Below are 25337 nucleotides of genomic sequence, written 5' to 3'. Positions count from 1 at the left end.
CGCGGGCCGACGGCGGCTGCGCCTGCCGCTGCACGGCCCGGGCGGCGGGGAGCCCCCGCGCGGCGGCGGCCGACCGACCCGGCTGACCGCGGTGGGCACCGGGGTGGCCGCCGTGGCGGCGACCCTCGCGGTGGCGGCCGTGGACCGGGCGGTCTTCGGCGGGCTCGGCGTGCTGTTCGGGATCGGCTACCTGGCCGTCTGCTTCCAGCTGGCCGCCCGGGTCCGCTTCGCCGACCTGCTGGCCGCCCCGATCAGCGGCCCGATCGCCTTCGCGGTCGCGCTGCTCCTGCTGGACCCGGTCTCCTCCCCCGGTCTCACCGCCCACGTGGTGGCGCTGGCGACGGGCCTGGCCCTGCGGGCCGGCTGGCTGTTCTCCGGCACCGGCCTCGCGGTCGTGATCGTCGCCGCCCGCTTCGTGGCGCAGCGCCGGATCCACCGCTCACGCTGAGTCACCGTCGGTCGACCGAGGGCCAGGGCCCGCCGGCCCCGCCTCAGGACCCCTGCGCCGCCGCCATGGCCGCGCCGACGATGCCCGCGTCGTTGAGCAGGCCCGCCGGGACGATCCGGGCCTCGCGCTCGCGCAGCCGCGGCAGGAACTTCTCGTGCTTGCGGCTCACCCCGCCACCGATCACGATCAGCTGGGGCGAGAACAGCCGCTCCACCAGGTCCAGGTACTCGTCCACCCGGTCGGCCCACTGCTCCCAGCTCAGCCCGTGCCGCTCCCTGGCGGCCGAGGAGGCCCGGCGCTCCGCGTCCTTGCCGCGCAGTTCGAGGTGGCCCAGCTCGGTGTTGGGCACCAGCGCGCCGTCCACGAACAGGGCGCTGCCGATGCCGGTGCCGAAGGTGAGCACCAGGGTGACGCCGTGCTGGCCGCGGGCCGCGCCGAACGCGGTCTCGGCGAGGCCGGCCGCGTCCGCGTCGTTGAGCACCACGGCGGGCAGGTCCAGCGCCTCGCGGAACAGTCCGGCGGCGTCCAGGCCGATCCAGCCCTTGTCCACGTTGGCGGCGGTTCTGGTGTGCCCGTCGACGACCACGCCGGGGAAGGTCAGACCGACCGGGCCCTGGTGGTCGAAGTGGCGGACCACCTCGCGGACGGCGGCGACCACGGCCTCGGGCGCCGAGGGCTGCGGGGTGAGGACCTTGTGCCGCTCCTGGGCCAGCGTGCCCCGGGCGAGGTCGACGGGGGCGCCCTTGATGCCCGAGCCGCCGATGTCCACACCGAAAACCGTCGTCATCCCGATCGCCCTCCGTCGCGCCGCGGGGCCGTGCGCCACCGCGTTGTCCACAGCCTGTGCACAAAACTACGAGAGCATGCCCGGCCGCGCACGGAGGAGGCGCCGCGTCGGTGCCCCGGCACCACCGGCGTCAGCACCCCCCACGCCACCGGTGTCCGTGCCCCGGCACGCGGACGCCCGGCCCCCCGAGGGAGGGCCGGGCGTCCGGTGCCTGTGGGTTACAGCTTGCCCGCGGCCTCGGCGCGCAGGTCGCGGCGCAGCTCCTTGGGCAGCGAGAAGGTCAGGTGCTCCTCGGCGGTCTTGACGGTCTCGACGTCCGCGTAGCCGCGCTCGGCCAGCCAGGCGAGCACCTCGTCGACCAGGATCTCCGGCACCGAGGCGCCGCTGGTCAGACCGACCGTGGTGACGCCCTCCAGCCAGGACTCCTGGATCTCGTCGGCGAAGTCCACCAGGTGGGCGGCCTTGGCGCCGTACTCCAGGCCGACCTCGACCAGGCGCACCGAGTTGGAGGAGTTCTTGGAGCCGACCACGATCAGCAGGTCGGTCTCGTCGGCCAGCTGCTTCACGGCCACCTGGCGGTTCTGGGTGGCGTAGCAGATGTCGTCGCTGGGCGGGCTGACCAGCAACGGGAAGCGCTTCTTCAGCTCGCCGACGGTGGCCATGGTCTCGTCCACCGACAGGGTGGTCTGGGAGAGCCAGACGACCTTGGACTCGTCGCGCACCTGGACGCCGGCCACGTCCTCGGCACCGTCCACCAGGTGGATGCGGTCCGGGGCCTCGCCCATCGTGCCGATGACCTCCTCGTGGCCCTCGTGGCCCACCAGCAGGATGTCGAAGTCCTCCTCGGCGAAGCGCTTCGCCTCCTTGTGGACCTTGGTGACCAGCGGGCAGGTGGCGTCGACGGTGGCGAGCTTGCCGGCCCGGGCCTCGTCGTGGACGGACGGGGCGACACCGTGCGCGGAGAAGACCACGATCGAGCCCTCGGGCACCTCCTCCGTCTCGTCGACGAAGATCGCGCCCTTCTTCTCCAGGGTCTGCACCACGTACTTGTTGTGGACGATCTGCTTGCGGACGTAGATCGGCGCCCCGTACTGCTCCAGGGCCTTCTCGACGGCGATCACGGCGCGGTCGACGCCCGCGCAGTAACCCCGGGGGGCGGCGAGCAGGACACGGCGCTGTGCGGTGTTGGACATGGCTCCATCGTAAGGGCGCCGCGGCGCCGCGCCGACGGACGGCACCTCCGGTCGCGCGGGCGTCAGGGCCGATCGGATCCGGGCCCGTACGAACGGAACGGCGCCGGGGCGCCGTGGCGCGGCCCGGCCGGCGCGACCCGGCGGCGGGGGCCGGTGGTGCGGACGGTGGTGGGGTCGGCGGGGCCGGCCTTCCGGGGGGGGGCCGCCCCTGTCGGCGGCCGCCGCTAGCCTCTACCCATGGCGAATCCCAGCTCCCCCGAAGCGCCGCTCCCGGTCGGCAAGGTGTCCGCGCTGATCGGCGGGTGGGTCGAGCGGCTCGGCGCGGTCTGGGTGGAGGGGCAGATCACCCAGCTCAGCCGGCGGCCGGGCGCGGGCGTGGTCTTCCTGACCCTGCGCGACCCGCAGCAGGACGTGTCGCTGACGGTCACCTGCTTCCGCTCGGTCTTCGACCAGGTCGCCGACGCGGTGCGGGAGGGCTCGCGGGTGATCGTGCACGCCAAACCGGAGTGGTACGCGGCGCGCGGACAGCTGTCGCTGCGTGCGGCGGAGATCCGGCTGGTCGGACTGGGCGAGCTGCTGGCCCGGCTGGAGCAGCTGAAGCGGCGCCTGGGCGGGGAGGGGCTGTTCGACGCGGAGCGCAAGCGGCCGCTGCCGTTCCTGCCGCAGTGCGTCGGCCTGGTCACCGGGCGGGACTCGGCGGCCGAACGGGACGTGCTGGAGAACGCCCGGCGGCGCTGGCCGGCCGTCCGCTTCGAGGTGCGCAACGTGCCGGTGCAGGGCGTCAGCGCGGTGGAGCGGGTGAGCGCGGCCGTCCGGGAGCTGGACGAGCACCCCGAGGTGGACGTGATCATCGTGGCCCGGGGCGGCGGCAGCGTGGAGGACCTGCTGCCCTTCTCCGACGAGGGCCTGGTCCGGCTGGTCGCGGCCGCCCGGACGCCGGTGGTCAGCGCGATCGGGCACGAGCCGGACCAGCCGCTGCTGGACTTCGTCGCCGACCTGCGCGCCTCCACGCCCACCGACGCCGCCAAACGGGTGGTTCCGGACGTCGGCGAGGAGCTGGCGAAGGTCCGGCAGCTGCGCGACCGCGCCCGCCGCCACGTGCTCGCCCGGGTGGAGCGCGAGCAGCACGGCCTGGACGGGGTGCGCAGCCGCCCGGTGCTGGCCGCCCCGCACCGGCTGCTGGACGGGCGGACGCACGAGGTGGAGGGGCTGCTGGAGCGGGCCCGGCGCACCCTCGGCCACCGGCTGGACCACGCGCAGACCGACCTCGGGCACACCCTGGCCCGGGTCGTGGCGCTCTCCCCGGCCGCCACCCTGGAGCGCGGCTACGCGGTGCTCCAGCGGGCGGACGGCGCGGTGGTCACCGACCCGGCCCAGGTCACGGCGGGCGAGGCGCTGCACGCCCGGGTGGCGGGCGGCTCCTTCGAGGTCACGGCGGACGGCGGCGGGGCCACCGCGGAGCAGGCCACCGCGGACGGCGACGCGTAGGCCCGGGCGGCCTGTCGGTCCCACCCCCTACGCTGGCTGCCATGGCTGAGCAGCAGGAGCAGGTGGAGGCGCCGCGGACCCCGGACGACGCCCTGGGCTACGAGCACGCCCGGGACGCGCTGCTGGAGGTCGTCCGGCAGCTGGAGAACGGCGGGACGTCCCTGGAGGAGTCGCTGGCGCTGTGGGAGCGCGGCGAGCAGCTGGCGAAGGTCTGCCAGCGCTGGCTGGACGGCGCCCGGGTCCGGCTGGACGCGGCGCTGGCCGCCGAGGAGCGGACCACGGAGGGCTGACCCGGCCGGGCCGCACCGCGACCCCGGGGTCGCGTGACGCAGGCCGCGTGACGCAGGTCACAGTTGAACGCGGAACAGTTGAACCTTCACCCATGTTGGGAACGGGTGATCGACCCCGGCCGATCCCCCCGAACCCCCCGTTCCCCATGAGGTGCACAGCATGACCGCCAACGACGCCCTGGTCCTCGACGCCGCCGCCCAGGACCTGCTGTTCCGCGAGGCCCACACCGCCAACACCTTCACCGACGAGCCGGTCACCGACGAGCAGGTCCAGGCGATCTACGACCTGGTGAAGTTCGGCCCGACCGCCTTCAACCAGCAGCCGCTGCGCGTCGTCCTGGTCCGCTCCGACGAGGCCCGCGAGCGCCTGGTCCGGCACATGTCCGACGGCAACAAGGCCAAGACCGCCGCCGCCCCGCTGGTCGCCGTGCTGGCCGTGGACAACGAGTTCCACCACGAGCTGCCGACCCTGCTGCCGCACTTCCCGCAGGCCAAGGACCTCTTCTTCACCGAGCGTCCGGTCCGCGAGTCCTCCGCCCTGATGAACGGCGCCCTGCAGGCCGGCTACTTCATCATCGGCGTGCGCGCCGCCGGCCTGGCCGCGGGCCCGATGACCGGCTACGACGCCGCGGGCATCGACAAGGAGTTCTTCGCCGACGGCGAGCACTCGGTGCTGGCCGTGGTGAACATCGGCAAGCCGGGCGAGGACGCCTGGTTCGCCCGTTCGCCGCGCCTGGCCTACGACGAGGTCGTCACCTCCGTCTGACCCGGACGGCACCCGCGCGAGGGGCCCCGGCCGATCACCCGGCCGGGGCCCCTCGCGCGTGCGGACTACTTCAGCGCGGCGGCCAGCTCGGCCAGCTCCTCGTACGAGGCGGTGCCGGTGACCAGCGTGGTGGCGGTGCCGCTCTGGGTGGCGAGCGCGCGGGCCTTGGTGCCCTGCAGGCGCTCCCAGGTCCGGCCGCCGACCTCCGAGCTGCCGTCCGGCCTGCCGCCGGCCACCTTCGCGGCGAGCACGTCGTCGCGGGCCGCGTCGCTCTGCTCGACCGCCGCGTACTGGCCGGACGGGGTCACGAAGCCCAGGTGCCACTGGGCCACGCCCTTGCCGCCGGGCGGCGGGACGTAGCGCACCGAGGTGGCCCGCCACTTGTCGGACAGGCCCTCCGGGGAGAGCAGCGGGTACGGCGCGGCCCGCCGCGCGGTCGCCGCCTCCACCCGGTACTCCTTGGCGTGCACGCCGTCGCCGTCCGCGTCATGGGGGAGGAACAGGTAGCCGATCCCGACCACGACACCGACCGCCAGCATCGACAGGACCATGTCCCGTACCGTCTGCCGGCCCCTCATGCCTCTGCTGTCTGCTGCCACCCCCTCATGGTGACCCATCCGCACGCCGACGCCGACACCCGGGGTGCCCACGGACGGGTGAACCAGGGCAAACCGGCCGCTACCGCCGCCGGGTGGCGACCCGCGCCACAGACAGCCCTCCGGAGGGCGGATACGATCGCATGACCCTCACCACGGCGTTCGACCAGGCAGTAGTCGGGCGCTCACTGGCCGTCGCGTACAGAGAGGTAACGACGATGACCACCCAGTACCCTCACAGCCTGCCTCGATCCCTCGAGGTGGCTCCGGAGGCTCCGGACCGGAACCTCGCGCTCGAGCTCGTCCGCGTCACCGAGGCGGCGGCCATGGCCGCCGGCCGCTGGGTCGGCCGCGGTGACAAGAACGGCGCGGACGGCGCCGCAGTCAAGGCGATGCGCACCCTCGTCTCGACCGTCTCGATGAACGGCGTGGTCGTCATCGGCGAGGGCGAGAAGGACGAAGCCCCGATGCTCTACAACGGCGAGCGGGTCGGCGACGGCACCGGCGCCGAGTGCGACGTCGCGGTGGACCCGGTCGACGGCACCACCCTGACCGCCAAGGGCATGAACAACGCGGTCGCCGTCCTGGCGGTCGCCGACCGCGGCACCATGTTCGACCCCAGCGCGGTGTTCTACATGGACAAGCTCGTCGCCGGCCCGGAGGCCGCCGAGTTCGTCGACATCACCGCCCCGCCGGCCGTCAACATCCGCCGGGTCGCCAAGGCCAAGGGCAGCGCCGTCGAGGACGTCACCGTGGTCATCCTCGACCGCCCGCGCCACGAGGGTCTGGTCAAGGAGATCCGCGAGGCCGGCGCCCGGATCAAGTTCATCTCCGACGGCGACGTCGCCGGCGCCATCATGGCCGCCCGCGAGGGCACCGGCGTCGACCTGCTGATGGGCGTCGGCGGCACGCCGGAGGGCATCATCGCGGCCTGCGCCATGAAGTGCATGGGCGGCGTCATCCAGGGCCGGCTGTGGCCCAAGGACGACGCCGAGCGCCAGAAGGCCATCGACGCCGGCCACGACCTGGACCGCGTGCTGACCACCAACGACCTGGTCAGCGGCGAGAACGTGTTCTTCGTCGCCACCGGCATCACCGACGGCGAGCTGCTGCGCGGCGTCCACTACCGCTCGGAGACCGCCACCACCAGCTCGCTGGTGATGCGCTCCAAGAGCGGCACCATCCGGGAGATCCACTCCACCCACAAGCTGTCCAAGCTGCGGGCGTACAGCGCGATCGACTTCGACCGCGCCAACTGACCCGGATCCACCGGTAGTTCACCGATCGGACGCGGCTTCGGCGGAATCCCCCTCCGCCGGGGCCGCGTCCGTGTTCCCCGGCCCGCCCGTACGTGGACGGCACACGGACGGCACACGGACGGCACACGGTCGCACCAGGCCTTCCCGGCCGCACCGGCACGCTGCCCGGGCCGCCGGCCGGGACCGCCTCTCCGACCGCTCCGACCGCTGCGACCGCCTCGCTCAGCCCGCGATCCGGGCCCCGGTCACCCGCGCCGCCGGCTCGCGCAGCTCCGCGTCCCGGCGCCGCCGACGGGCCAGCACCACCCGGCGCTCCGCCGCCGTCAGCCCGCCCCACACCCCGTACGGCTCCGGCTGCGCCAGCGCGTGCTCCCGGCACTCCAGCAGCACCGGGCAGCGCGCACAGACCTGCTTGGCCTGCTCCTCGCGCGACAGCCGGGCCGCCGTCGGCTCCTTGGACGGCGCGAAGAACAACCCCACCTCGTCCCGCCGGCAGGCCGCCCCCGTGTGCCACGGGTTGTCGTCCCCGTACGGCTGCGAGGGCGTCGGGGTCGGCACGTCCGGGGTGCGCGCCAGCAACTGGGCGGCGGCGACGGGACGTGTGGTGCGGGACTCGATCGGATGCAGCACGGCCGGACTCCTGACGAGGCACTCGGACACGGGGGAAGGCACGCTCCCCTGCCGGCTGCGGCCCCCGCGCGTCACTTCACCCCCCGGGCCGGCCGCAGGCCGCCTCCGGTGTCACAGCCGTACGAGAAGCGATGTGCGAGAGGAATTACCCCGCCCCGCCGCGATTCATGCACACTGCACGCAACCGGCTACGCAGTGCACCCGACGACCCCCGGAGTGCCGCCGGGGCCCGGCCGCCGCCCCTCCCAACGACGGACGCCCGGCGGGGAGTTACCCCCGCCGGGCGTCCGCGCGCGCGTTCCGCGCCCTCGGCGGCGTCACGTGCCGTCAGTCGGCGCCGAGCTGCTTGCGCACCCACTCCTTGAGCTTCTTGCCCCGGCGCGGCCGCGCCTCGCAGCCGCCGAACACCGCGGCCCCCTTGACCCGCACCACCGGGGCGTAGGGGTCGGCCGCCGTCTGCTCCTTGACGTCGAAGCCGCCGAAGATGCCGACGCCGCCGCCGTGCAGGCTCACGTTCTCCGGCACCTTGATGTCCACGCCGCCGAACACCGCGGCCACCTCGATCACCACCTCGGGCGACTCGAAGACCGCGTCGGTCAGGTCGATCTCGACCCCGCCGAAGATCGCCACCGCCTTCAGGTGCGAGCCCACCCGCCAGCGGCCCTTGCGCGACGCCCCGCCGAAGACCGCCACCATGGTCGGCGCCTCCTGCCGGGCCGGCGGCTGCGGCGCGGTCTGGCGCGGACGCTCCCCGTCCAGCGGGGACTTCTCGAAGGAGACCGACCGGTGGGCGGGCAGATCCCGGGTGAGCGGCACGAGTTCGCCCATGGTCTTCGCCTTGTACGCGGCCTCGATGCGCTCCGCGTGCTCCTCCACGTCCAGCCGGCCCTCGGCGTAGGCGTCGCGCAGCAGCTCCGCGACCCGCTCCCGGTCGGCGTCGGACGCCCGCATCTCGGCCTCCGCCACCGGGGCGTGGCCCGCCGCGGTCCGCGGGGCGGGAGTGGTGGGCTTGGTCATCGGTACGGGCGGCTGCCCCTGCTGTCCCTGGTCGTCCTCAGACGGCGAGTTCTCCACGGCCCCAGCCTAGCCATCACGGCAAGTCCCGTACGCACGTTTGAGTGACCCTGGTCACGCAGGCTCACCTGTCCGCGTGCGGCGATTCGCCGGGTCCTACCCTGGAGGGTGCCCTTGAGGGCGCTTCGCCGAGGGTGCTTCGCCGACGCAGCCGGAACACTGGAACACTAAGGACCTCCTCACATGGCTCCCACGCCAGACTTCGAGTACAGCGACCTGCTCCCGCTGGGCGCCGACCCGACCCCGTACCGCAAGCTCACCTCCGAGGGCGTCTCCACCTTCGAGGCCGGCGGCCGCACCTTCCTCCAGGTCGAGCCCGAGGCCCTGCGGCTGCTCACCGCCGAGGCGATGCACGACATCTCGCACTACCTGCGCCCGGCCCACCTCGCCCAGCTGCGCCGCATCCTGGACGACCCGGAGGCCAGCCCCAACGACCGCTTCGTGGCGCTGGACCTGCTGAAGAACGTCAACATCTCGGCCGGCGGCATCCTCCCGATGTGCCAGGACACCGGCACCGCCATCGTCATGGGCAAGCGCGGCCAGAACGTGCTGACCTCCGGCGGCGACGAGTCCGCCATCGCGCGCGGCGTGTACGACGCGTACACCAGGCTCAACCTGCGCTACTCCCAGATGGCCCCGGTGACCACCTGGGACGAGAAGAACACCGGCAACAACCTGCCGGCGCAGATCGAGCTCTACGCGACCGACGGCGACGCGTACAAGTTCCTCTTCATGGCCAAGGGCGGCGGCTCGGCCAACAAGTCGTACCTGTACCAGGAGACCAAGGCGATCCTGAACGAGGCGAGCATGCTCTCGTTCCTGGAGCAGAAGATCCGCTCGCTCGGCACCGCGGCCTGCCCGCCGTACCACCTGGCCATCGTGATCGGCGGCACCAGCGCCGAGTTCGCGCTCAAGACCGCCAAGTACGCCTCCGCGCACTACCTCGACCACCTGCCGACCGCGGGCGACGCGAAGACCGGCCACGGCTTCCGGGACCTCGAGCTGGAGGCCAAGGTCACCGAGCTGACCCAGAAGATCGGCATCGGCGCCCAGTTCGGCGGCAAGTACTTCTGCCACGACGTGCGCGTGGTGCGCCTGCCGCGCCACGGCGCCTCGCTGCCGGTCGCGATGGCCGTCTCCTGCTCCGCCGACCGCCAGGCGCTCGGCAAGATCACCGCCGAGGGCGTCTTCCTGGAGCAGCTGGAGACCGACCCGGCCAGGTACCTGCCGGACACCACCGACGAGCACCTCGACGACGACGTTGTCCGCATCGACCTCGACCAGCCGATGTCGGCGATCCGCAACGAGCTCTCCAAGTACCCGGTGAAGACCCGGCTCTCGCTCACCGGCACCCTGGTCGTCGCCCGCGACATCGCCCACGCCAAGATCAAGGAGCGCCTGGACGCCGGCGAGGGCATGCCCAAGTACCTCCAGGACCACCCGGTCTACTACGCGGGCCCGGCCAAGACCCCCGAGGGCTACGCCTCCGGCTCCTTCGGCCCGACCACCGCCGGCCGGATGGACTCCTACGTCGACCAGTTCCAGGCCGCCGGCGGCTCGATGGTCATGCTCGCCAAGGGCAACCGCAGCAAGCAGGTCACCGACGCCTGCGCCGCCCACGGCGGCTTCTACCTCGGCTCCATCGGCGGCCCCGCCGCCCGCCTCGCCCAGGACTGCATCAAGAAGGTCGAGGTCCTGGAATACGCCGAGCTCGGCATGGAGGCCGTCTGGCGCATCGAGGTCGAGGACTTCCCCGCCTTCATCGTCGTCGACGACAAGGGCAACGACTTCTTCCGCGAGACCACCGAGGGCCCGCTGATCACCAACCTCCGCGTCCGCTCCAAGGAGTAGCCGCGCTGTGTGACGCCCCCGCCGCCCCACCGCCCGCCCCGGCCGCGCACCCGCGCGACCGGGGCGGGCGTGTGTTCACGCGCTGACGCGCTCACGCGTCGAAGTCGTACTCCAGGACGTAGGAGGCGGCGTCGAGGGTCATCTCGTTGAGCTCCACCACCTGGCCCTCCTCGGCGAAGGCGGTGCGGACGATGACGATCACCGGGGTGCCCGTGGAGAGGTCCAGCCGGGCGGCCTCCTCGGCGACCGGCATCCGGGAGCGCACCTCCTCGCGGAAGTGCATCGGCTTGGCGCCGATCTCGGCGAGGCGGGCGTACGTACCGCCGGGCCCGGTGTCCTCCCGGGTGATCGCGGTGCCGGCGACCAGGACGGCCGGCAGGTAGGAGGTGGAGAGCAGCACCGGCTTGCCGTCCAGCACGAAGCGGCGGTGGCGCACGCACATCGGCTCGCCCGGCTCCACGCCGAGCACCCGAGCCACGTGCTCGGGGGCGCCCTCCTCGGTGACCGAGACCTGGTCCACCACCAGGGTGCGGTTGTCGATGTCGGCCGACCATATCGACCGCCCCGACCCCCACTGCCCCTGCGCCAGCCGCTGGATCCCGCGCCGGCGCAACGGCCGAAACTCCCGGACGAACACGCCCGCACCCCGGCGGGCTTCGGCGATGCCCTCGCTCTGCAGCACGCCGAGCGCCTGACGGGCGGTCATCCGGGCGACGCCGTACTTCTCCATCAGGTCGTTCTCGCCGGGCAGCCGGTCACCGGCCCGGTACTCGCCGGTGTCGACCGCCTCCCTCAGCGTGTCGGCGATCCGCTGGTACTTGGGCTGCCCGCCGTCCCTGCCGCCCCTGCTTCCGGCCATCGTCCAGCCCCTTCCGCCGTGACCCCACCGTTGACATCTCTAGAGATATTAGCTTCTCTAGAGATGCTGGGTAGTCGCCCGTACAGATCGGTACAAAGAGCGAGGAGCAGCGCGGTGAGCATCCGAGAGCACAGGGCCGCGCCCTACCGCCCGCGCGCGGGGGAACCGGTCCACGACCGCCGGACCGGCCGCATCGGCATCTACATGGACACCATCGGCGGCGAGCACTACCTGCGGCCACCCGGCGGCGGCCGCGAGTGGACCGCCGCCCCCGGCCACCTTGCCCCCCTCCCGGAGGGCAGCGCAGTCGAATCCGGCCACGGCTGACCCGTGCACACGGAAATGGCGAGCGCCCCGCACCCGCGAAGCGGGGTACGGGGCGCTCGGGTCCGCCGACTACGGGTGGTTGGCGATGATGCCCTGCGGCTCGTACGGGCCGTCCTCGCCCTCGGGCTCGACCAGACGGTCGGACTCTCCGCCGAAGAGGTCGTCCTCGATGTCCGCCTGCTGGTCGGCGGTCGGCGCGGCGTACTCGCCCTGCTCGGGGGACGCGACAACAGCGTTCTCGACGGCTGAGCCTGCCTCAGCCGCCGCAGTGTCGGACTGGATCCCAGCGGCCGACACAGCGGCCTCGTTCTCGTTGTTGGCCATGGGGCAGCCGCCTTTCGGTCATCAGAGGTCGTCAGCCCGTCCGGCTTGGCGCGGGCGCGCGGACAGTATCGTAGGGTTGATTAAATGTCCGATAAACATCGCAAGGCTTGCGATCGCGCCCGGCAGATTCAGCTTCCGCCCTAAGCTGAGGGGCCACCACGGCGACCGCTGAGCACCCCTGCACGCACTCGACATCACCGGCTATCGGGGGACTTCATGGAGCTTCGGGAATCGCCGCCACCTCCAGCGCTGCGTTTCCAGGTGCTCGGCCCCGTCCAGGCCTGGCTCGACGGCAAACCGCTCTCCCTCGGCTCACCACAGCAACAGGCCGTCCTGACCGCCCTCCTGCTGCACGCGGGACGCCCGGTCACCACCCAGGACCTCGTCGACGGACTCTGGGGAGACCGGCCGCCCACCCAGGCCATCGCGGCCCTTCGAACGTACATCTCACGACTGCGGTCCGTCATCGAACCACGGCGTGAGCTCCGCACTCCGGCCGAGCTGCTGGTCTCGATCAGCGACGGGTACGCGCTCCGAATCCCGGCCGACGCCCTCGACATGTCGGTGTTCGAGAGCCGCTTCGCCGAGGCCGCCGCCGCCAGGGCCTCCGGCGAGGCCCGCAAGGCGCACAGGCTCCTCGTCGACGCGCTGGCCATGTGGAGCGGCAAGCCGCTGACCGGCGTACCGGGGCCGTACGCCGAGACCCAGCGGATCCGGCTGGCGGAACGCCACGTCACGGTCGCCGAGGAGCGCTGTGCCGCGGCCCTGGAGATCGGCCTGCACGCCGAGATGGTCGGCGAGTTGAGCTCGCTCACTGCCGAGCACCCACTGCGCGAGCGGCTCCGGGAGCTGCTGATGCTGGCGCTCTACCGATGCGGCCGCCAGGCAGAAGCGCTCGGCGTCTACACCGACACCCGCAAACTGCTCATCGACGAACTCGGTGTCGAGCCCGGAGCCGGGCTCAGCTCCATGCACTCCCGCATCCTGGCCGCCGACCCGACGCTCGCGCCGCCTGCGACCTCCGCAGTCGGCGGCACTCGCGAAGAGGCCGCTGTTCAAACCCCGGCTCCCGCACAACTCCCGGCCGATGTATCTGACTTCAGCGGCCGAGGTGAACTCGTGGCGGAACTGACGTCGGTACTGAAGAGCGCCCAGGGCCAGGCTGTGGTCGTGACCTCGCTGGCCGGGATCGGCGGTGTCGGCAAGACCACCCTCGCCGTGCACGTGGCTCACCGGGTACGGGCGGAATTCCCCGACGGCCAGCTCTACGTCGACCTGCGCGGTGCCGGCGCCACGCCGGCCGACCCCGCCGTGGTCCTCGGCGACTTCCTGCACGCCCTCGGAGTCACCGAGACACCAGACTCGCTGGAACAGCGATCGGCGCTCTACCGCTCACTGCTGGCCGGGCGTCGGATGCTGATCCTGTTGGACAACGCCCAGGACGCCCAGCAGTTGCAACCGCTGATCCCCGGGGTGTCCGGCTGTGCCGTGCTGGCCACCAGCCGCTCGCGGTTGGCCGGCATCCCCGGCGCACACTTGGTGGACGTCGAGGAGCTGACTCCGAAGGAGGCGCTGGCGCTCTTCTCGGCCATCGTCGGCGATCAACGGGTCACGGCCGAGGCCGAGGCCGCCATGGCGGTCGTCACCGCCTGTGGCTTCCTGCCGCTCGCCGTCCGGATCGCCGCCGCCCGGCTGGCCAGCAGGCCGCGCTGGAGCGTCTCGGACCTCGCCCGCCGCTTAGCCGACCAGCGCCGGCGCCTGGATGAGCTCCAGCTCGGCAATCTCGCGGTGGAGACCACAATCGGCCTCGGCTATGGGCAGCTCTCGCCAGCAGAGGCCCGCGCCTTCCGGCTGCTCTCCCTGGTGGACTCCCCGGACCTCCCACTGCCGGCCGTGGCCGCGCTTCTGGGCGCCGACGAGCGCTCCGCCGAGGACCTCGCCGAGGCGCTCGTCGAGGCCAACATGCTGGAGTGCTTCACCCCCGGCCGCTACCGCTACCACGACCTGCTCCGGCTGTACGCACAGCGGCAGAACGAGCGCATGGGCGACACCGTCGAACAGCAGTCGGCGGTCCAACGTCTGCTGGACCTGCTGCTGCCCACGGTCCGCAACGCGGCACGGGCGATCGAGCCCGACGATCAGTTGCCCGAACCGCTCAATCCGCCGAACTCCACCGGCCTCGACCTGCCGACCAGCCAGTCCGCGCGAACCTGGTTGCGGACCGAGGTGTCGTTCCTGCTCAGCGCGGTCGAGTCGGCCGTTCACGGACCCAGCGGACTGCGGCGGCCTGCCGTCGACCTGCTGATCCTGCTGAACAGTCTGAGCGAGGACCCGACCCACGGGCCCCGCGTGCGCCGCGCATTGGAGACTGTGGACCGGAACACCCGCTCCGCGGACGACCCCGCCGCACTAGCACGCGTGCACTTCGCGCTCGGCACCCTCCAGTCGGTCACCGGCGACTTCCACGGGGCGGAGCACTCGCTGCGGGCGAGCCTCGATCTGCAGGGCGCCGACGACATCACGAGCCTGCGCTCCGCCGCTGCCAACACCCTGGCGATCATCCTCAGTATCGCCAACCGCCCGGCTGAGTCCATCCCCTTCTTCGAGCAGGCACTCGCGATCAGCCGGTCGATGGGAGCATCCGTCAGCGAGGCACGGCTGCTCGGCAACATCGCGCGGGCACAGCACCGGCTCGGGCACACCGAAACGGCGATCCAGTCGGTCACCGATGCGGTGGCCACCGCGCGCGCGTCCAAGAACGGCCCCTGCCTGGCCGACACCCTGTACCAACTGGGCGTGGTGCTGGCGTCGACCAGCGCGCCGGGCCGGGCGGCGGAGCACCTGCGTGAGGCACACGGGCTGTACCAGTCCCAGCAGAACCGGCTCTGGGAGGGTTACACCCTCGCCCGGCTCGCTCCCTCGCTACTGGCCTCGGGCCGGCAGGCCGAGGCGGCGGAGACGGCCGGTGAATCACTGGCGATCGGACAGGAGATGGACTCCGCGTACTGCCAGGGCCTGGCGAACGCGGCCCTGGGTGAGGCGCTGCTCCACCTCGCCCAGCCGGCGCGCGGGCTGGCGTGTCTGCAGGAGGCCCATGTGATCTTCACCCGGCTCGGTGTGCCGGAGGCCTCCCCCGTGGCGGACCTCATCTCCCGACAGCACACCGAGCCCCTCTCCTCTCCCCCTGCGCCGTGAGTCTCCGTCCCCCGACGGGAGACCCACCCCCTGTGCGTCCGGTGCTCCCGCAGCCCCCCGGCTGCGGGAGCACCCTCAACGCTTCCCCGGCGCTGGACTCCATCGTGCACGCCGCCGATTGACGTTCGATAAACGGCGGATCGACGGGCCCGACGCATCCAGGACAGCGGAAGAACCGCAGGTCAGCGAGCTGTGATCGGCGTGCTGCGCGGCGTGCGCGGCCCGTTCGCGCTCCCCCGGCCCGCACCGGCGTGCTTCCGCAACCCGGGCCACATCGTCGCAAGCGACGCGAGTTGGCCGGAAAGGGACCCCACGGCGCAGTGATCACGCATATTCTCGGATGCCAGTACACACACGAGTGCACCACTGACTTGTCCGGCCAAACGGCAGCGCGATGGCGCCTGTTCAGGGCAGAGTGTCTCCGTACGGATCGAATGACCGAGAACGGTCAGAGATACAGTCAGGGTGCAGTCTCAGCACGCGGTCGGCAGTCAGGCGTGACGACTCAGTCAGCGTGACGCGGAGAGCGTGACGGACCGCCACCGGCAGCGGGCCGGCGGGGCGGCGCGGGCGCCGGAGCGGCGGCGGGCCGGCGGCCTCGTCCAGCCCGGTCAGCCGACCGGAGGCCAGGGTGGAAGGGTGCCTCTCTATCGTGACGACCGGACAGATATCCGACCCGACGCCGGTCGGTGAGGACGACACCGACGTCCTGCGTCGCCGGGCCGAACGCGCCCTGCAGGCCGTCGCGTTCGACACCATCGGCGCCGGGTACGGCGAGGCGTTCCCCGCCAAGGACGGGCAGCTGGCCTGCGGGCGCCGGCTGCTCGCCGCGCTGGAGCCGGGCGCCCGCGTGCTGGACATCGGCTGCGGCACCGGCGACCCGACCGTGCGCCAGCTGACCCTGGGCGGGCTGCGCGTCACCGGGATCGACCTCTCCGACGGGATGCTGCGCCTCGCCCGCGCCGAGCGGTACCGAGGCCCGTACGCCCCCGCCTTCCACCGGATCGACATGTACGACCTCGCCACCGAGCGGGCCGCCCGGGCCTGGAACCTGCCCGGCCTGGGCCCGGCGGGGGCGGGCGGCCTGGACGCCGTCACCGCGTTCTTCTCGCTGATCCTGCTCCCCCAGGACGAGATCCCCGTCGTCCTCACCCGGCTCCACCGGCTGCTGCGCCCCGGCGGACTGCTGATGCTCGGCATGGTCGAGGCGGACCTCGACCACGTGCCGCTGCCCTTCCTGGGCACCGAGCTGCGGATCAGCGGCTACCTCCGCGAGGACCTCGAACGGGTGCTGACGGAGGCCGGGTTCACGGTCGAGGAGCGGTCCGGGCACTCGTACGCGCCGGCCAGCACCTCGCTGCCCCCGGAGGAGCAGCTGTTCCTGTGCTGTCGGCGCGCCGGCTGACACCGACCACCCCCATTCCGGACTCCCAGGACAGGCAGCAGCCGTGCGCGACCAGCTCAAACCCCCGGCCGAGCAGCCGCCTGCCGTGCCGCCCCAGCGCCGCCCACCGCCGGGCCCCCCGTACGAGGACACCACGTACGGGGACCCATCCCACGAGGACACCACGTACGGGGACCCATCCCACGAGGACACCGCGTACGGGGACCCATCGCACCAGGCCACCGGGTCCGGGGCCGCCGCGCCCGACCCCGCCGCGCCCCGGCGGCTCGCCGAGCGGCTGACGTACCTCGACGAGGCCACCCGGCGGATCAACAGCGCCCTCGACCTCGCCGCCACCCTGCGCAACGTCTGCCGGGTGCTGGTCCCGGCCCTGGCCGACGCCGCCGTGGTGCACCTGCGCGACCCGCTGCCCAAGGTCGAGCGCGAGCCCGGGTTCCCGGCCGAGCTGCGCATCCACCACAGCCACGGCACCCGGCTCGGCCGCCGCGGTCGGACCGGCACCGGCGGCGACGGCCGCTCCTCCCGCTACGGCACCCGGTACGGCTCCCGCTCCACCGCCGACGACGGGCCCGCCACCCCGATCAACCGCGGCGGGGCGCTCGCCCACGCCCTGCTCAGCCGCAGTCCCGCCGAACCCGCGGTGATCGGCGAGCCCGGCACACCGGCGGCCGGCCGCACCCTCACCCTGCTGCGCGAGCTGTACGGCGCCCGCGGACTGGCCCGGCTCGCCCCCGGCAGCTCGGTGCTGGCGCTGCCGCTGCGGGGGCGCCGGGCCGTCCTCGGCCTGCTGGTCCTGATCCGCCGGCCCTCCGGGCGCCCCGGACGCTCCGCCCGCGGCCCGTTCGACGCGGCCGACACCGCCACCGCCGCCCACCTCGCCACCCAGGCGGGCCTCGCCGTGGACACCGCCCTGCGGTACGCCCGCGAGTGGGAGATCGCCAACGAACTCCAGCGCAGCATGCTGCCGTTGCGCCTCCCGCAGAGCCACGGCGTCCGCCTCGCCCAGCGCTACCTGCCCGGCGAGCGCGGCGCCCAGGTCGGCGGCGACTGGTACGACGCCGTACCGCTGCCCGGCAACCGGGTGGCGCTGATCGTCGGTGACGTGATGGGCCACTCGCTCACCTCGGCCGCCATCATGGGCCAGCTGCGCACCAGCGCCCAGACCCTGGCCGCGCTCGACCTGCCGCCGCACGAGGTGCTCTACCACCTGGACGAGCAGGCGCAGCGGCTCGGCCGCGAACAGCACCTGGCCACCTGCGTGTTCGCGGTGTACGACCCGATCGCCAACCGCATCGTGCTGGCCAACGCCGGGCACGTGCCGCCGGTCATGGTCCAGCCGGACGGCCGGGCCGAGCTGCTGGAGCTGGAGGCGGGCGCGCCGATCGGGGTGGGCGGGGTGGACTTCTCCTCGGTCGAGCTGCCCGCGCCGCCGGGCTCGGCGCTGCTGCTGTTCACCGACGGGCTGGTGGAGACCCGCAACCGTCCGCTCGGCGAGGGCCTGGAGCTGCTGCGGGCCCGGCTGGAGCACGCCCACCGGCACTCCCCCGAGCACCTGTGCCAGGACGCGCTGCGCATCCTGCCGCCCGGTGACCGGGGGGACGACATCGCGCTGCTCGCGGCCTGCTTCGACGGGATCCCGGCCGGGGACGTCGCCCACTGGTACCTCCAGCCGCGCAACGAGACCCCGGGGCGGGCCCGTCGGCTCGCGGCCCACACCCTGCGCCGCTGGGGGCTGGAACACCTCAGCGAGGCCACCGAGTTGATGGTCAGCGAGCTGGTGACCAACGCGGTGCAGCACGCCAACCGGCCGATCACCCTGAGCCTGGTGCGCACCACCCGGCTGCGCTGCGAGGTCGGCGACGACAGTCCGCTGCTGCCGCGTCCGCGCCGCACCGGCCCGGAGGACGAGCGGGGGCGGGGGCTGCAGATCGTGGCCAGGTGCGCCGACCGCTGGGGGGCCACCCGGCTCGGTACGGGCAAGGTGGTCTGGTTCGAGCAGCGGCTGCCGTGACGACCGTGGGGCCCCGGACTCCCGGGGTCCCACGGCCGTACCGTCGCCGGCGCGCGTCCGGGGTCAGACCCCGGCGCCCTCCTTCGAGGCGGTCTCCTCGGAGACGGGGTCCTTCGGTGCGGAGCCCTTCGCTGCGGGGTCCTTCGCTGCGGGGTCCTTCACGCCCGGGGCCGCCGTTCCGGCCGCCAGTCGGGCCATCAGCTGCTCGCCCTCCATGTCGACCCGGGGCACGATCCGCTCCAGGCTCTTCGGGAACCACCAGGCCGCCTTGCCGAACAGCGTCATCGCGGCCGGGACGAGCGCCATCCGCACCACGAAGGCGTCCACGAACACGCCGATCGCCAGGGCGAAGCCGATCGGCTGGACGATCGGGTCGTGGCCGAAGACGAAGCTGCCGAAGACCGAGATCATGATCAGCGCGGCGGCGGTGACCACCCGGGCGCCGCCCCGCACCCCGGCGACCACGGCCTCGCGGGCCCCGGCGCCGTGCACGTAGTGCTCCTTCATCCCGGAGACCAGGAACAGCTCGTAGTCCATGGCCAGCCCGAACAGCACGCCGATCAGCAGGATCGGCACGAAGCTGACCACCGGGCCGACCTTGGGCACGTCGATCACGCCGTCCAGCCAGCCCCACTGGTAGACCGCGACCACGGCGCCGAGCGAGGCGAGGATGGAGAGCAGGAATCCGGCCACCGCCTTGAGCGGCACCAGGATCGAGCGGAAGGCCAGCGCCAGCAGCACCAGCGCGATGCCGACGATCACCGCGACGAACGGGGGCAGGGCCTGGCCGAGCTTGGTGGAGACGTCGATGTTGGCGGCCGTGGTGCCGGTGACGTCGATCCGGGCGCCGGTGGCGGAGCGCAGGTCCTCGCGCTGGTCGCGGATGTCGTTGACCAGGTCCTTGGTGGCGTCCTCGTCCGGGCCGGTGCGCGGGATGACGGTGAGCAGCGCGGTGCGGCTGGGCCCGTCGACGGCGGGCGGCAGCAGGGTCCGCACGCCCTTGAGGCCGGTCAGCCGCTCGGCGACCGTCTGGACGGCCCGGTCGGGCTGCGGGGAGTTCCCGGCGTCGACCACCACGACCAGCGGGGCGTTGAAGCCGGGGCCGAAGCCCTCGCCGACCAGGTCGTACGCCTCGCGGGCGTCGGTGCCCGCGGCCTGCGAGCCGCCGCCGGGCAGGCCGAGGCTGAGGCTCGCGGCGGGCAGCGCCAGCGCGGTGAGCGCGGTGAGGCCGGCCAGCAGGACGGCCAGCGGGCGGCGGACGACGAAGCGGGCCCAGCGCTCGCCCATGGTGGTGCCGGAGCCGGCCGCGGAGTCACCGGCCCGCAGCGCGCGCCGCCACACCGGCAGCCGGTCGATGCCGCGGCCGGCGAAGCCGAGCAGCGCGGGCAGCAGGGTGATGGCGACCAGGACCGCGACGACCACCGCGCCGGAGGCGGCCAGGCCCATGACGGTCAGGAACGGCACGCCGGCGACGGCGAGTCCGGCGAGGGCGACCACCACGGTGAGCCCGGCGAAGACCACCGCGCTGCCGGCCGTGGCGTTGGCGCGGGCCGCCGCCTCGTCGGGTTCCAGGCCCTCGGCGAGGTTGCGGCGGTGGCGGGAGACGATGAACAGGGCGTAGTCGATGCCGACCGCGAGGCCGACCATCAGGGCCAGCACGGGCGCGGTGGTGATGATCTCGAACGAGCCGGAGAGCGCCAGCAGTCCGGCCATCGCCACCCCGACGCCGACCAGCGCGGTGAGCAGCGGCAGCCCGGCCGAGACCAGGGTGCCCAGGGTGATCAGCAGCACCAGGCCGGCGACCGCCAGGCCGATCGCCTCACCGCCGTCGACCTGCGCCATCCGGTTGTACGCGTCGCCGCCGAAGGCGACCGTGAGTCCGGCCGAGCGGGCGGGGCCGACGGCGTCCTTCAGCGCGTCGCGCTGGGCGTCGGTGACCTCGGCGAGGGTGCGGTCGAACTCCACCAGGGCGATGGCGGTCCGGCCGTCCGGTGAGAGCGCGCCGGTGGCGAAGGGGTCGGGGGCGGCGGCGACGCCGGGGGTGGCGGCGATCCGGGCGACCGCCTGCTCGACGGCCTGCCGGGTGTCGGCGGCGGCGAGGCCGCCGGGGGCGCCCGCGGCGAAGACGACCTGGGCGGAGCCGTGGTCCTGGGCCGGGAAGGTGCCCTTGATGCGGTCGAGGGTGGCCTGGGCCTCGGTGCCGGGGACCTTGAACTCGTCGCTGGTCTTTCCGGCGAAGGCGCCGGCGAGGCCCCCGCAGGCGATCAGGACGGCGAGCCAGACGGCCAGGACCGCCCTTCGCCGGTCGTAGCAGTAGCGGCCCAGGCGATACAGGTACGTGGCCATGTGGATGCCTTCGCTCGGTGGTCGGGCAGACGGTGGTCGGGCAGGCGGCCGCGGACGCCCCCCGAACGGGTCCCCCTCACCGTACGCCGAAGTTGTTCACCTGACAAAGTCAGGCGACAGGATCGACTGACATGATCGGTCGACTGGAGCGCTACCCTGGCCGTATGGCTCATGTCCCCGCCTCCGAAAGACGTCCCCAGCTGATCCAGGCCGCCATCGAGCTGATGGCCCGCGAGGGCGTGGCCGCCGGTTCCACCCGGGCCATCGCGGCCGAACTGGGCGTGGCGCAGGCGACCGTCCACTACACCTTCGGGACGAAGAAGGACCTCTACCGGGCCGTCGTCGAGCAGCTGACCGCCGACTTCATCGGCCAGGTGTGGGAGGCGTTCCCCGAGAGCGGGCCGTTCGAGGCGCAGATGCGGGCGCTCACCCGGGCCCTGTGGGCGGGCGCGGTGAACGAGCCGGGCCGCTGCATCCTGCTGGCGGAGTTCGAGACGCTGGCGCTGCGCGACCCGGGGCTGCGGGAGATCATGTGCGCGCTCCAGCACGAGATCGAGAAGGTCGCGGCCGAGATCCTGCTCAGCCTCGCCCGGACCCACGGACTGGAACTGGCCCGGCCCGCGACGGAGATCGCGGTGTACTTCCTGGCCGGGTTCGACGGCCTGTGCAAGCGCCACCTGATGCTGGAACCGCAGGAACCGGACGCGGCGCAGGACCCGGGGACCGAGCGGGCCCTGGACCTGCTGGTCGCCACCTCCATCGGCCTCTGCCTCGACGCCCCGGCCTGACCCGCCGCCCCTCCCCTCTTACCGCTTACCGCTCACCGCTCCTGTCCGCCCGGGACGATCCGCACCGGCAGCTCCGCCAGCACCTCGCGCAGCGAGGCGGCGAAGCGGTCGTACTCGGCGCCGCGGGCCGAGCCCGGGCGGGTCGCCAGGCCGATCCGGCGGCCCGGGGCCGGGTGCGCGAAGCGGACCGCGGCCAGCCGGTCGGTGCGCCCGGCCTCGACGTCCAGCGCCGTGGCGGGCAGCAGGGTGACCCCGAGGCCGCCGGCGACCAGCTGGACCAGGGTGGAGAGCCCGGCGGCCCGGGTGGTCGACCCGGAGGGGTCGGCGCCGACCTCCCGGCAGATGTCGAGCGCCTGGTCACGCAGGCAGTGGCCCTCCTCCAGCAGCAGCACGTCCAGGTCGAGCAGGACGTCGCGCGGCACGTCGGCCCGCCCGGCGAGCGGGTGGTCGGGCGGGGTCACCAGGACGAAGTCCTCGTCGAACAGCGGGACGTCCCGGGTGGGCGAGCTCCCGCCGGCCGGCAGCGCGAGCAGCAGCACGTCCAGCCGCCCGCCGGCCAGCCCCTCCAGCAGCGAGGGCGTGCGCTCCTCGTGGACGTGCAGCTCCAGCTCCGGGTACCGGTCGCGGACCAGCCGCAGCACGGTCGGCAGCAGGTAGGGCGCGACGGTCGGGATGACGCCCAGGTGCAGCGGCCCGGTGAACGGCCGGCGGGCGGCCTCCACCTCCTCGGTGAGGGCCTGCAGCGAGGACAGCACCCTGCGCGCGTGGTCGAGCACGCGCTCCCCCAGGGGAGTGACGATGACCTTCCGCGTCGTACGCTCGACCAGCTGCGCGCCCAGCGCCTCCTCCAGCGCGGCCACCGCCCCGGACAGGGCGGGCTGACTGGTTCCGGTGGCCGCCGCGGCGTCCCGGAAGTGCCGGTGCTCGGCGACCGCGACGAAGGCCCTGAGCTGGGCGACGGTGGGCGTCCGGGTGCCGCGGGCCGTGGGGTTCACCACAGCGCCGCCGGGTTTGCGGGCGCCGGGCCCGCGATCACCGGGCCGGGAGGGGGGCTGAGGGGCATTGATAACTCTCTCCGATCAGACACATCGAGTGTAGCTATTTCCCTGATCAGTCCACCATGTGGAATGGTGGGATGTGTCCGCAATCCGGACAAACTCCCTCATGCATTGACGAATCAGGAGAAGCGAACGTGCTCACGATCGGTGACAAGTTCCCCGAGTTCGAACTCAACGCCTGCGTCGACCTGGACGCCGCGAACGCCTTCGCCGAGATCGACCACAAGACCTACGAGGGCAAGTGGAAGATCGTCTTCTTCTGGCCGATGGACTTCACCTTCGTCTGCCCGACCGAGATCGCCGCGTTCGGCAAGCTGAACGAGGAGTTCGCCGACCGTGACGCCCAGATCCTCGGCGTCTCCGGCGACTCGGAGTTCGTGCACCACGCCTGGCGCAAGGACCACAAGGACCTGCGCGACCTGCCCTTCCCGATGCTGGCCGACATCAAGCACGACCTGATGCGCGCCTGCGGCGTCGAGGCCGCCGACGGCACCGCCCAGCGCGCGGTGTTCATCGTCGACCCGAACAACGAGATCCAGTTCGTCATGGTGACCGCCGGCTCCGTCGGCCGTAACCCCAAGGAGGTCCTGCGGGTGCTGGACGCCCTGCAGACCGACGAGCTGTGCCCGTGCAACTGGAACAAGGGCGAGGACACCCTCGACGCCCAGGCCCTCCTGGCGGGCTGACCCATGGCCCTCGACGAGCTGAAGTCCGCGCTGCCGGACTACGCCAAGGACCTCAAGCTCAACCTGAGCGCGGTCATCGGCAACTCCGACCTCCCCGCCCAGCAGCTCTGGGGCACCGTGCTCTCCTGCGCGATGGCCACCCGCAGCACCACCGTGCTGCGCGAGCTGGAGCCCGAGGCCAGGGCCAACCTCTCCCCGGAGGCGTACCAGGCCGCCAAGGGCGCGGCCGCGATCATGGGGATGAACAACGTCTACTACCGCACGCTCCACCTGCTCTCCGACAAGGAGTACGCGGGCATGCGGGCCGGGCTGCGGATGAACATCATCGGCAACCCCGGCGTCGACAAGGCCGACTTCGAGCTGTGGTGCTTCGCGGTCTCCGCGATCAACGGCTGCGGCCAGTGCCTGGACTCGCACGAGGCCGTGCTGCGCAAGGCCGGCGTCGACCGCGAGGTCATCCAGGCCTCCATGAAGATCGCCGCCGTGCTGCAGGCCGTGGCCGGCGTCCTCGACTCCGAGGCCGCCCTGGCCACCGTGGACGCCTGACGGTCCACGACCCCGCGTCATGACGAGGCCCCCGCCGGACGATCCGGCGGGGGCCTCAGGGCTTGTCCGACGATTCCCGCCGGGCGTCGGTGCCGGAGCGTCACTGCCCCCGCGCCTGGGCGGCCGCGCTGCGTTCGGCGGCCTCCCGGGCGTCGGCCAAGGCCACGAAGACCTCCTGCCCGGCCTCGTTGCGCCGGCGCAGATGGGTGACCACGGTGTTGGTCACCGCGATCAGCGGGACGGCGACGATCGCGCCCCCGATGCCGCCGATGATGCTGCCCGCGGCGACGCCGAGCACCACGCCCAGCGGGTGCACCCGCACCGCGCGGCCGAGGATCAGCGGCTGCAGGACGTGACCCTCGATCTGCTGCACCAGCACCAGCAGCACCAGCACCAGCAGCGCGGTCGTCGCCCCCTCGGTGACGATCGCGATCAGCACCGCGATGGTGCCGGTGACCAGCGCGCCGACCAGCGGGACGAACGCGCCCAGGAAGATGATCACCGCCAGCGGCAGCGCCATCGGCACGCCGAGCAGCTGGATGCCGACGCCGATGAAGAGCGCGTCGATGAAGGCCACGAACACCGTGCCGCGCACGTACGCGGTGAGCGTCGCCCAGGCCTTGGGCCCGGCACCGGCCATCGCGTAGCGCGACTGCCGGGGCAGGCCGCGCAGCGCCCAGTTCCAGATCCGCTCACCGTCGTAGAGGAAGAAGAAGGTGGTGAAGAAGGCCAGCGCCACGGCGGTCAGCACCTCGACGGCGATCTGCGCGGTGGTCAGGCCGGCCGAGGTGATCTGGTCCGAGTTGGCGCCGATCGCGCTGCTGATCTGCTTCGCGAAGTCGGTGATCTGCTGCTGGGTCAGGTGCAGCGGGCCGGTGATCAGCCAGTCGCGCAGCCGGTCGACGCCCGCCTGGACCCGGCCGGTGACGGAGGAGAGGTTCGCGGTGACCTGCCAGACCACGAACCAGCCGACCAGCCCGATGCCGGCGAGCCCGCTCAGGAAGGTGCCGGCCGCCGCCACCGAGCGCGGCACCCCGCGCCGGCGCAGCCAGGAGACGGTGGGCTCCAGCAGCGCGGAGATCAGCAGCGAGGCGAGGACCGCGAAGGCCATCAGCCGCAGCATGTCGACGACCACGAAGACCACGTAGAGCCCGGCGCCGAGCAGCAGCAGCCGCCAGGTGGACTCGGCGGCGACCCGCAGGCCCCACGGCACCGCCTCCACCGGGTTGACGGGGCGACCGGGGTGCAGCTCACGGCTCTGCGGCACGTACGGCGCGGGGGCGGGGCGGGCCTCGACGCGCGGCGGCGGGAGGTGCCCGGACGCCTCGGGGGCCGGGTCCGCGGCCGGCACGTGCCGCGCCGGCGGCGCGGTGTCCACCACGGTCGCGGTGTTCACCACGGGCGCGGGGG

23 protein-coding genes are annotated in these 25337 nt (G+C 73.2%); 13 read left to right on the top strand and 10 right to left on the bottom strand.

Translation table 11 applies throughout. The annotated features are described in order from the left end of the window. Nucleotides 1-448: DUF6542 domain-containing protein (locus ACWEQL_RS28830; protein ID WP_452153259.1), on the top strand; the 448-nt coding region annotated here is incomplete at its 5' end. Between the two features lie 43 nt (nt 449-491). Here the strand turns inward: ACWEQL_RS28830 and ppgK are convergent. Both ppgK and ACWEQL_RS28820 read right to left on the bottom strand, forming a co-directional pair. Next, complete coding sequence (gene ppgK, locus ACWEQL_RS28825; RefSeq protein ID WP_452153258.1) at nt 492-1235, bottom strand: polyphosphate--glucose phosphotransferase; 744 nt, start codon at nt 1233-1235, stop codon at nt 492-494. A 218-nt stretch (nt 1236-1453) separates the two neighbouring features. Beyond that, complete coding sequence (locus ACWEQL_RS28820) at nt 1454-2428, bottom strand: 4-hydroxy-3-methylbut-2-enyl diphosphate reductase (RefSeq protein ID WP_452153257.1); 975 nt, start codon at nt 2426-2428, stop codon at nt 1454-1456. A gap of 237 nt (nt 2429-2665) precedes the next feature. Here ACWEQL_RS28820 and xseA point away from each other — a divergent pair, with 237 nt between their 5' ends. The 3 genes from xseA (at nt 2666) to ACWEQL_RS28805 (ending at nt 4972) form a co-directional block, all read left to right on the top strand. Next, nucleotides 2666-3916, top strand: a complete 1251-nt coding sequence (xseA, locus tag ACWEQL_RS28815) for an exodeoxyribonuclease VII large subunit (protein WP_452153256.1) — start codon at nt 2666-2668, stop codon at nt 3914-3916. 41 nt (nt 3917-3957) lie between these two features. Beyond that, nucleotides 3958-4206, top strand: coding sequence for an exodeoxyribonuclease VII small subunit (locus tag ACWEQL_RS28810; protein WP_452153255.1), 249 nt, complete (start codon nt 3958-3960; stop codon nt 4204-4206). Nucleotides 4207-4366: 160 nt separating this feature from the next. Beyond that, the gene (locus tag ACWEQL_RS28805; RefSeq protein WP_452153254.1) at nt 4367-4972 is read left to right on the top strand and encodes a malonic semialdehyde reductase; all 606 of its coding nucleotides are present in this window, start codon (nt 4367-4369) and stop codon (nt 4970-4972) included. A gap of 65 nt (nt 4973-5037) precedes the next feature. On the opposite strand, the gene ACWEQL_RS28800 is transcribed toward ACWEQL_RS28805, so the two are convergent. After that, nucleotides 5038-5550, bottom strand: a complete 513-nt coding sequence (locus tag ACWEQL_RS28800) for a DUF4245 domain-containing protein (RefSeq protein ID WP_452153253.1) — start codon at nt 5548-5550, stop codon at nt 5038-5040. Nucleotides 5551-5786: 236 nt separating this feature from the next. Between ACWEQL_RS28800 and glpX the strand changes: the two genes are divergently transcribed. Beyond that, nucleotides 5787-6827, top strand: a complete 1041-nt coding sequence (gene glpX / locus ACWEQL_RS28795; RefSeq protein ID WP_452153262.1) for a class II fructose-bisphosphatase — start codon at nt 5787-5789, stop codon at nt 6825-6827. Between the two features lie 222 nt (nt 6828-7049). On the opposite strand, the gene ACWEQL_RS28790 is transcribed toward glpX, so the two are convergent. Next, nucleotides 7050-7403 (bottom strand): WhiB family transcriptional regulator, encoded by a 354-nt coding sequence (locus tag ACWEQL_RS28790; RefSeq protein ID WP_452153261.1) that lies wholly within the window; start codon nt 7401-7403, stop codon nt 7050-7052. Between the two features lie 381 nt (nt 7404-7784). After that, nucleotides 7785-8474, bottom strand: coding sequence for a DUF1707 SHOCT-like domain-containing protein (locus tag ACWEQL_RS28785; protein WP_452153260.1), 690 nt, complete (start codon nt 8472-8474; stop codon nt 7785-7787). Nucleotides 8475-8714: 240 nt separating this feature from the next. Here ACWEQL_RS28785 and ACWEQL_RS28780 point away from each other — a divergent pair, with 240 nt between their 5' ends. Beyond that, nucleotides 8715-10382, top strand: coding sequence for a fumarate hydratase (locus ACWEQL_RS28780; RefSeq protein WP_452153252.1), 1668 nt, complete (start codon nt 8715-8717; stop codon nt 10380-10382). A 91-nt stretch (nt 10383-10473) separates the two neighbouring features. Here the strand turns inward: ACWEQL_RS28780 and ACWEQL_RS28775 are convergent, their stop codons facing one another. Next, nucleotides 10474-11241 (bottom strand): GntR family transcriptional regulator, encoded by a 768-nt coding sequence (locus tag ACWEQL_RS28775; protein ID WP_452153251.1) that lies wholly within the window; start codon nt 11239-11241, stop codon nt 10474-10476. A 114-nt stretch (nt 11242-11355) separates the two neighbouring features. Between ACWEQL_RS28775 and ACWEQL_RS28770 the strand changes: the two genes are divergently transcribed. After that, nucleotides 11356-11568, top strand: a complete 213-nt coding sequence (locus ACWEQL_RS28770; RefSeq protein ID WP_452153250.1) for a hypothetical protein — start codon at nt 11356-11358, stop codon at nt 11566-11568. Between the two features lie 69 nt (nt 11569-11637). Here ACWEQL_RS28770 and ACWEQL_RS28765 read toward each other — a convergent pair whose 3' ends face one another. After that, complete coding sequence (locus tag ACWEQL_RS28765) at nt 11638-11892, bottom strand: hypothetical protein (RefSeq protein WP_452153249.1); 255 nt, start codon at nt 11890-11892, stop codon at nt 11638-11640. A gap of 216 nt (nt 11893-12108) precedes the next feature. Here ACWEQL_RS28765 and ACWEQL_RS28760 point away from each other — a divergent pair, with 216 nt between their 5' ends. The 3 genes from ACWEQL_RS28760 (at nt 12109) to ACWEQL_RS28750 (ending at nt 18503) form a co-directional block, all read left to right on the top strand. Beyond that, a complete protein-coding gene (locus tag ACWEQL_RS28760) occupies nt 12109-15087 on the top strand; it encodes an AfsR/SARP family transcriptional regulator (RefSeq protein WP_452153248.1) in 2979 nt (992 codons plus the stop codon). A 652-nt stretch (nt 15088-15739) separates the two neighbouring features. Beyond that, nucleotides 15740-16492 carry a class I SAM-dependent methyltransferase gene (locus ACWEQL_RS28755; RefSeq protein WP_452153247.1) on the top strand — a complete coding sequence of 251 codons (753 nt, stop codon included), beginning with the start codon at nt 15740-15742 and terminating at the stop codon, nt 16490-16492. Between the two features lie 43 nt (nt 16493-16535). Further along, on the top strand, nt 16536-18503 hold the full coding sequence (locus ACWEQL_RS28750; RefSeq protein WP_452153246.1) for a SpoIIE family protein phosphatase: 1968 nt from the start codon (nt 16536-16538) through the stop codon (nt 18501-18503). A 63-nt stretch (nt 18504-18566) separates the two neighbouring features. Here the strand turns inward: ACWEQL_RS28750 and ACWEQL_RS28745 are convergent, their stop codons facing one another. Next, nucleotides 18567-20849 (bottom strand): MMPL family transporter, encoded by a 2283-nt coding sequence (locus ACWEQL_RS28745; protein ID WP_452153245.1) that lies wholly within the window; start codon nt 20847-20849, stop codon nt 18567-18569. Nucleotides 20850-21013: 164 nt separating this feature from the next. Between ACWEQL_RS28745 and ACWEQL_RS28740 the strand changes: the two genes are divergently transcribed. Then, nucleotides 21014-21637, top strand: coding sequence for a TetR/AcrR family transcriptional regulator (locus ACWEQL_RS28740; protein WP_452153244.1), 624 nt, complete (start codon nt 21014-21016; stop codon nt 21635-21637). A gap of 32 nt (nt 21638-21669) precedes the next feature. Here ACWEQL_RS28740 and ACWEQL_RS28735 read toward each other — a convergent pair whose 3' ends face one another. After that, nucleotides 21670-22635: a LysR substrate-binding domain-containing protein gene (locus ACWEQL_RS28735; protein WP_452153243.1), complete on the bottom strand. Its 966-nt coding sequence runs from the start codon at nt 22633-22635 to the stop codon at nt 21670-21672. Between the two features lie 194 nt (nt 22636-22829). On the opposite strand from ACWEQL_RS28735, the gene ACWEQL_RS28730 reads away from it, so the two are divergent. Then, nucleotides 22830-23381, top strand: coding sequence for a peroxiredoxin (locus tag ACWEQL_RS28730; RefSeq protein ID WP_452153242.1), 552 nt, complete (start codon nt 22830-22832; stop codon nt 23379-23381). Nucleotides 23382-23384: 3 nt separating this feature from the next. After that, complete coding sequence (locus tag ACWEQL_RS28725; RefSeq protein WP_452153241.1) at nt 23385-23927, top strand: alkyl hydroperoxide reductase; 543 nt, start codon at nt 23385-23387, stop codon at nt 23925-23927. Between the two features lie 100 nt (nt 23928-24027). Here the strand turns inward: ACWEQL_RS28725 and ACWEQL_RS28720 are convergent. Next, nucleotides 24028-25337 (bottom strand): AI-2E family transporter (locus ACWEQL_RS28720; protein WP_452153240.1); only part of this gene is annotated, 1310 nt, incomplete at its 5' end.

It is taken from the genome of Kitasatospora sp. NPDC004240, assembly GCF_053603215.1.
Note: the sequence above shows the minus strand (reverse complement) of the source record. Positions and strands in the feature narration are given on the sequence as shown.

Bases quoted from the DNA above. Each gene is read 5' to 3' on its own strand.
- ACWEQL_RS28765 (WP_452153249.1), bottom strand. From the start codon at position 11,892: ATGGCCAACAACGAGAACGAGGCCGCTGTGTCGGCCGCTGGGATCCAG.
- ppgK (WP_452153258.1), bottom strand. From the start codon at position 1,235: ATGACGACGGTTTTCGGTGTGGACATCGGCGGCTCGGGCATCAAGGGC.
- ACWEQL_RS28785 (WP_452153260.1), bottom strand. From the start codon at position 8,474: ATGACCAAGCCCACCACTCCCGCCCCGCGGACCGCGGCGGGCCACGCC.
- xseA (WP_452153256.1), top strand. From the start codon at position 2,666: ATGGCGAATCCCAGCTCCCCCGAAGCGCCGCTCCCGGTCGGCAAGGTG.
- ACWEQL_RS28810 (WP_452153255.1), top strand. From the start codon at position 3,958: ATGGCTGAGCAGCAGGAGCAGGTGGAGGCGCCGCGGACCCCGGACGAC.
- glpX (WP_452153262.1), top strand. From the start codon at position 5,787: ATGACCACCCAGTACCCTCACAGCCTGCCTCGATCCCTCGAGGTGGCT.
- ACWEQL_RS28805 (WP_452153254.1), top strand. From the start codon at position 4,367: ATGACCGCCAACGACGCCCTGGTCCTCGACGCCGCCGCCCAGGACCTG.
- ACWEQL_RS28745 (WP_452153245.1), bottom strand. From the start codon at position 20,849: ATGGCCACGTACCTGTATCGCCTGGGCCGCTACTGCTACGACCGGCGA.
- ACWEQL_RS28725 (WP_452153241.1), top strand. From the start codon at position 23,385: ATGGCCCTCGACGAGCTGAAGTCCGCGCTGCCGGACTACGCCAAGGAC.
- ACWEQL_RS28760 (WP_452153248.1), top strand. From the start codon at position 12,109: ATGGAGCTTCGGGAATCGCCGCCACCTCCAGCGCTGCGTTTCCAGGTG.
- ACWEQL_RS28775 (WP_452153251.1), bottom strand. From the start codon at position 11,241: ATGGCCGGAAGCAGGGGCGGCAGGGACGGCGGGCAGCCCAAGTACCAG.
- ACWEQL_RS28820 (WP_452153257.1), bottom strand. From the start codon at position 2,428: ATGTCCAACACCGCACAGCGCCGTGTCCTGCTCGCCGCCCCCCGGGGT.
- ACWEQL_RS28740 (WP_452153244.1), top strand. From the start codon at position 21,014: ATGGCTCATGTCCCCGCCTCCGAAAGACGTCCCCAGCTGATCCAGGCC.
- ACWEQL_RS28780 (WP_452153252.1), top strand. From the start codon at position 8,715: ATGGCTCCCACGCCAGACTTCGAGTACAGCGACCTGCTCCCGCTGGGC.
- ACWEQL_RS28800 (WP_452153253.1), bottom strand. From the start codon at position 5,550: ATGAGGGGCCGGCAGACGGTACGGGACATGGTCCTGTCGATGCTGGCG.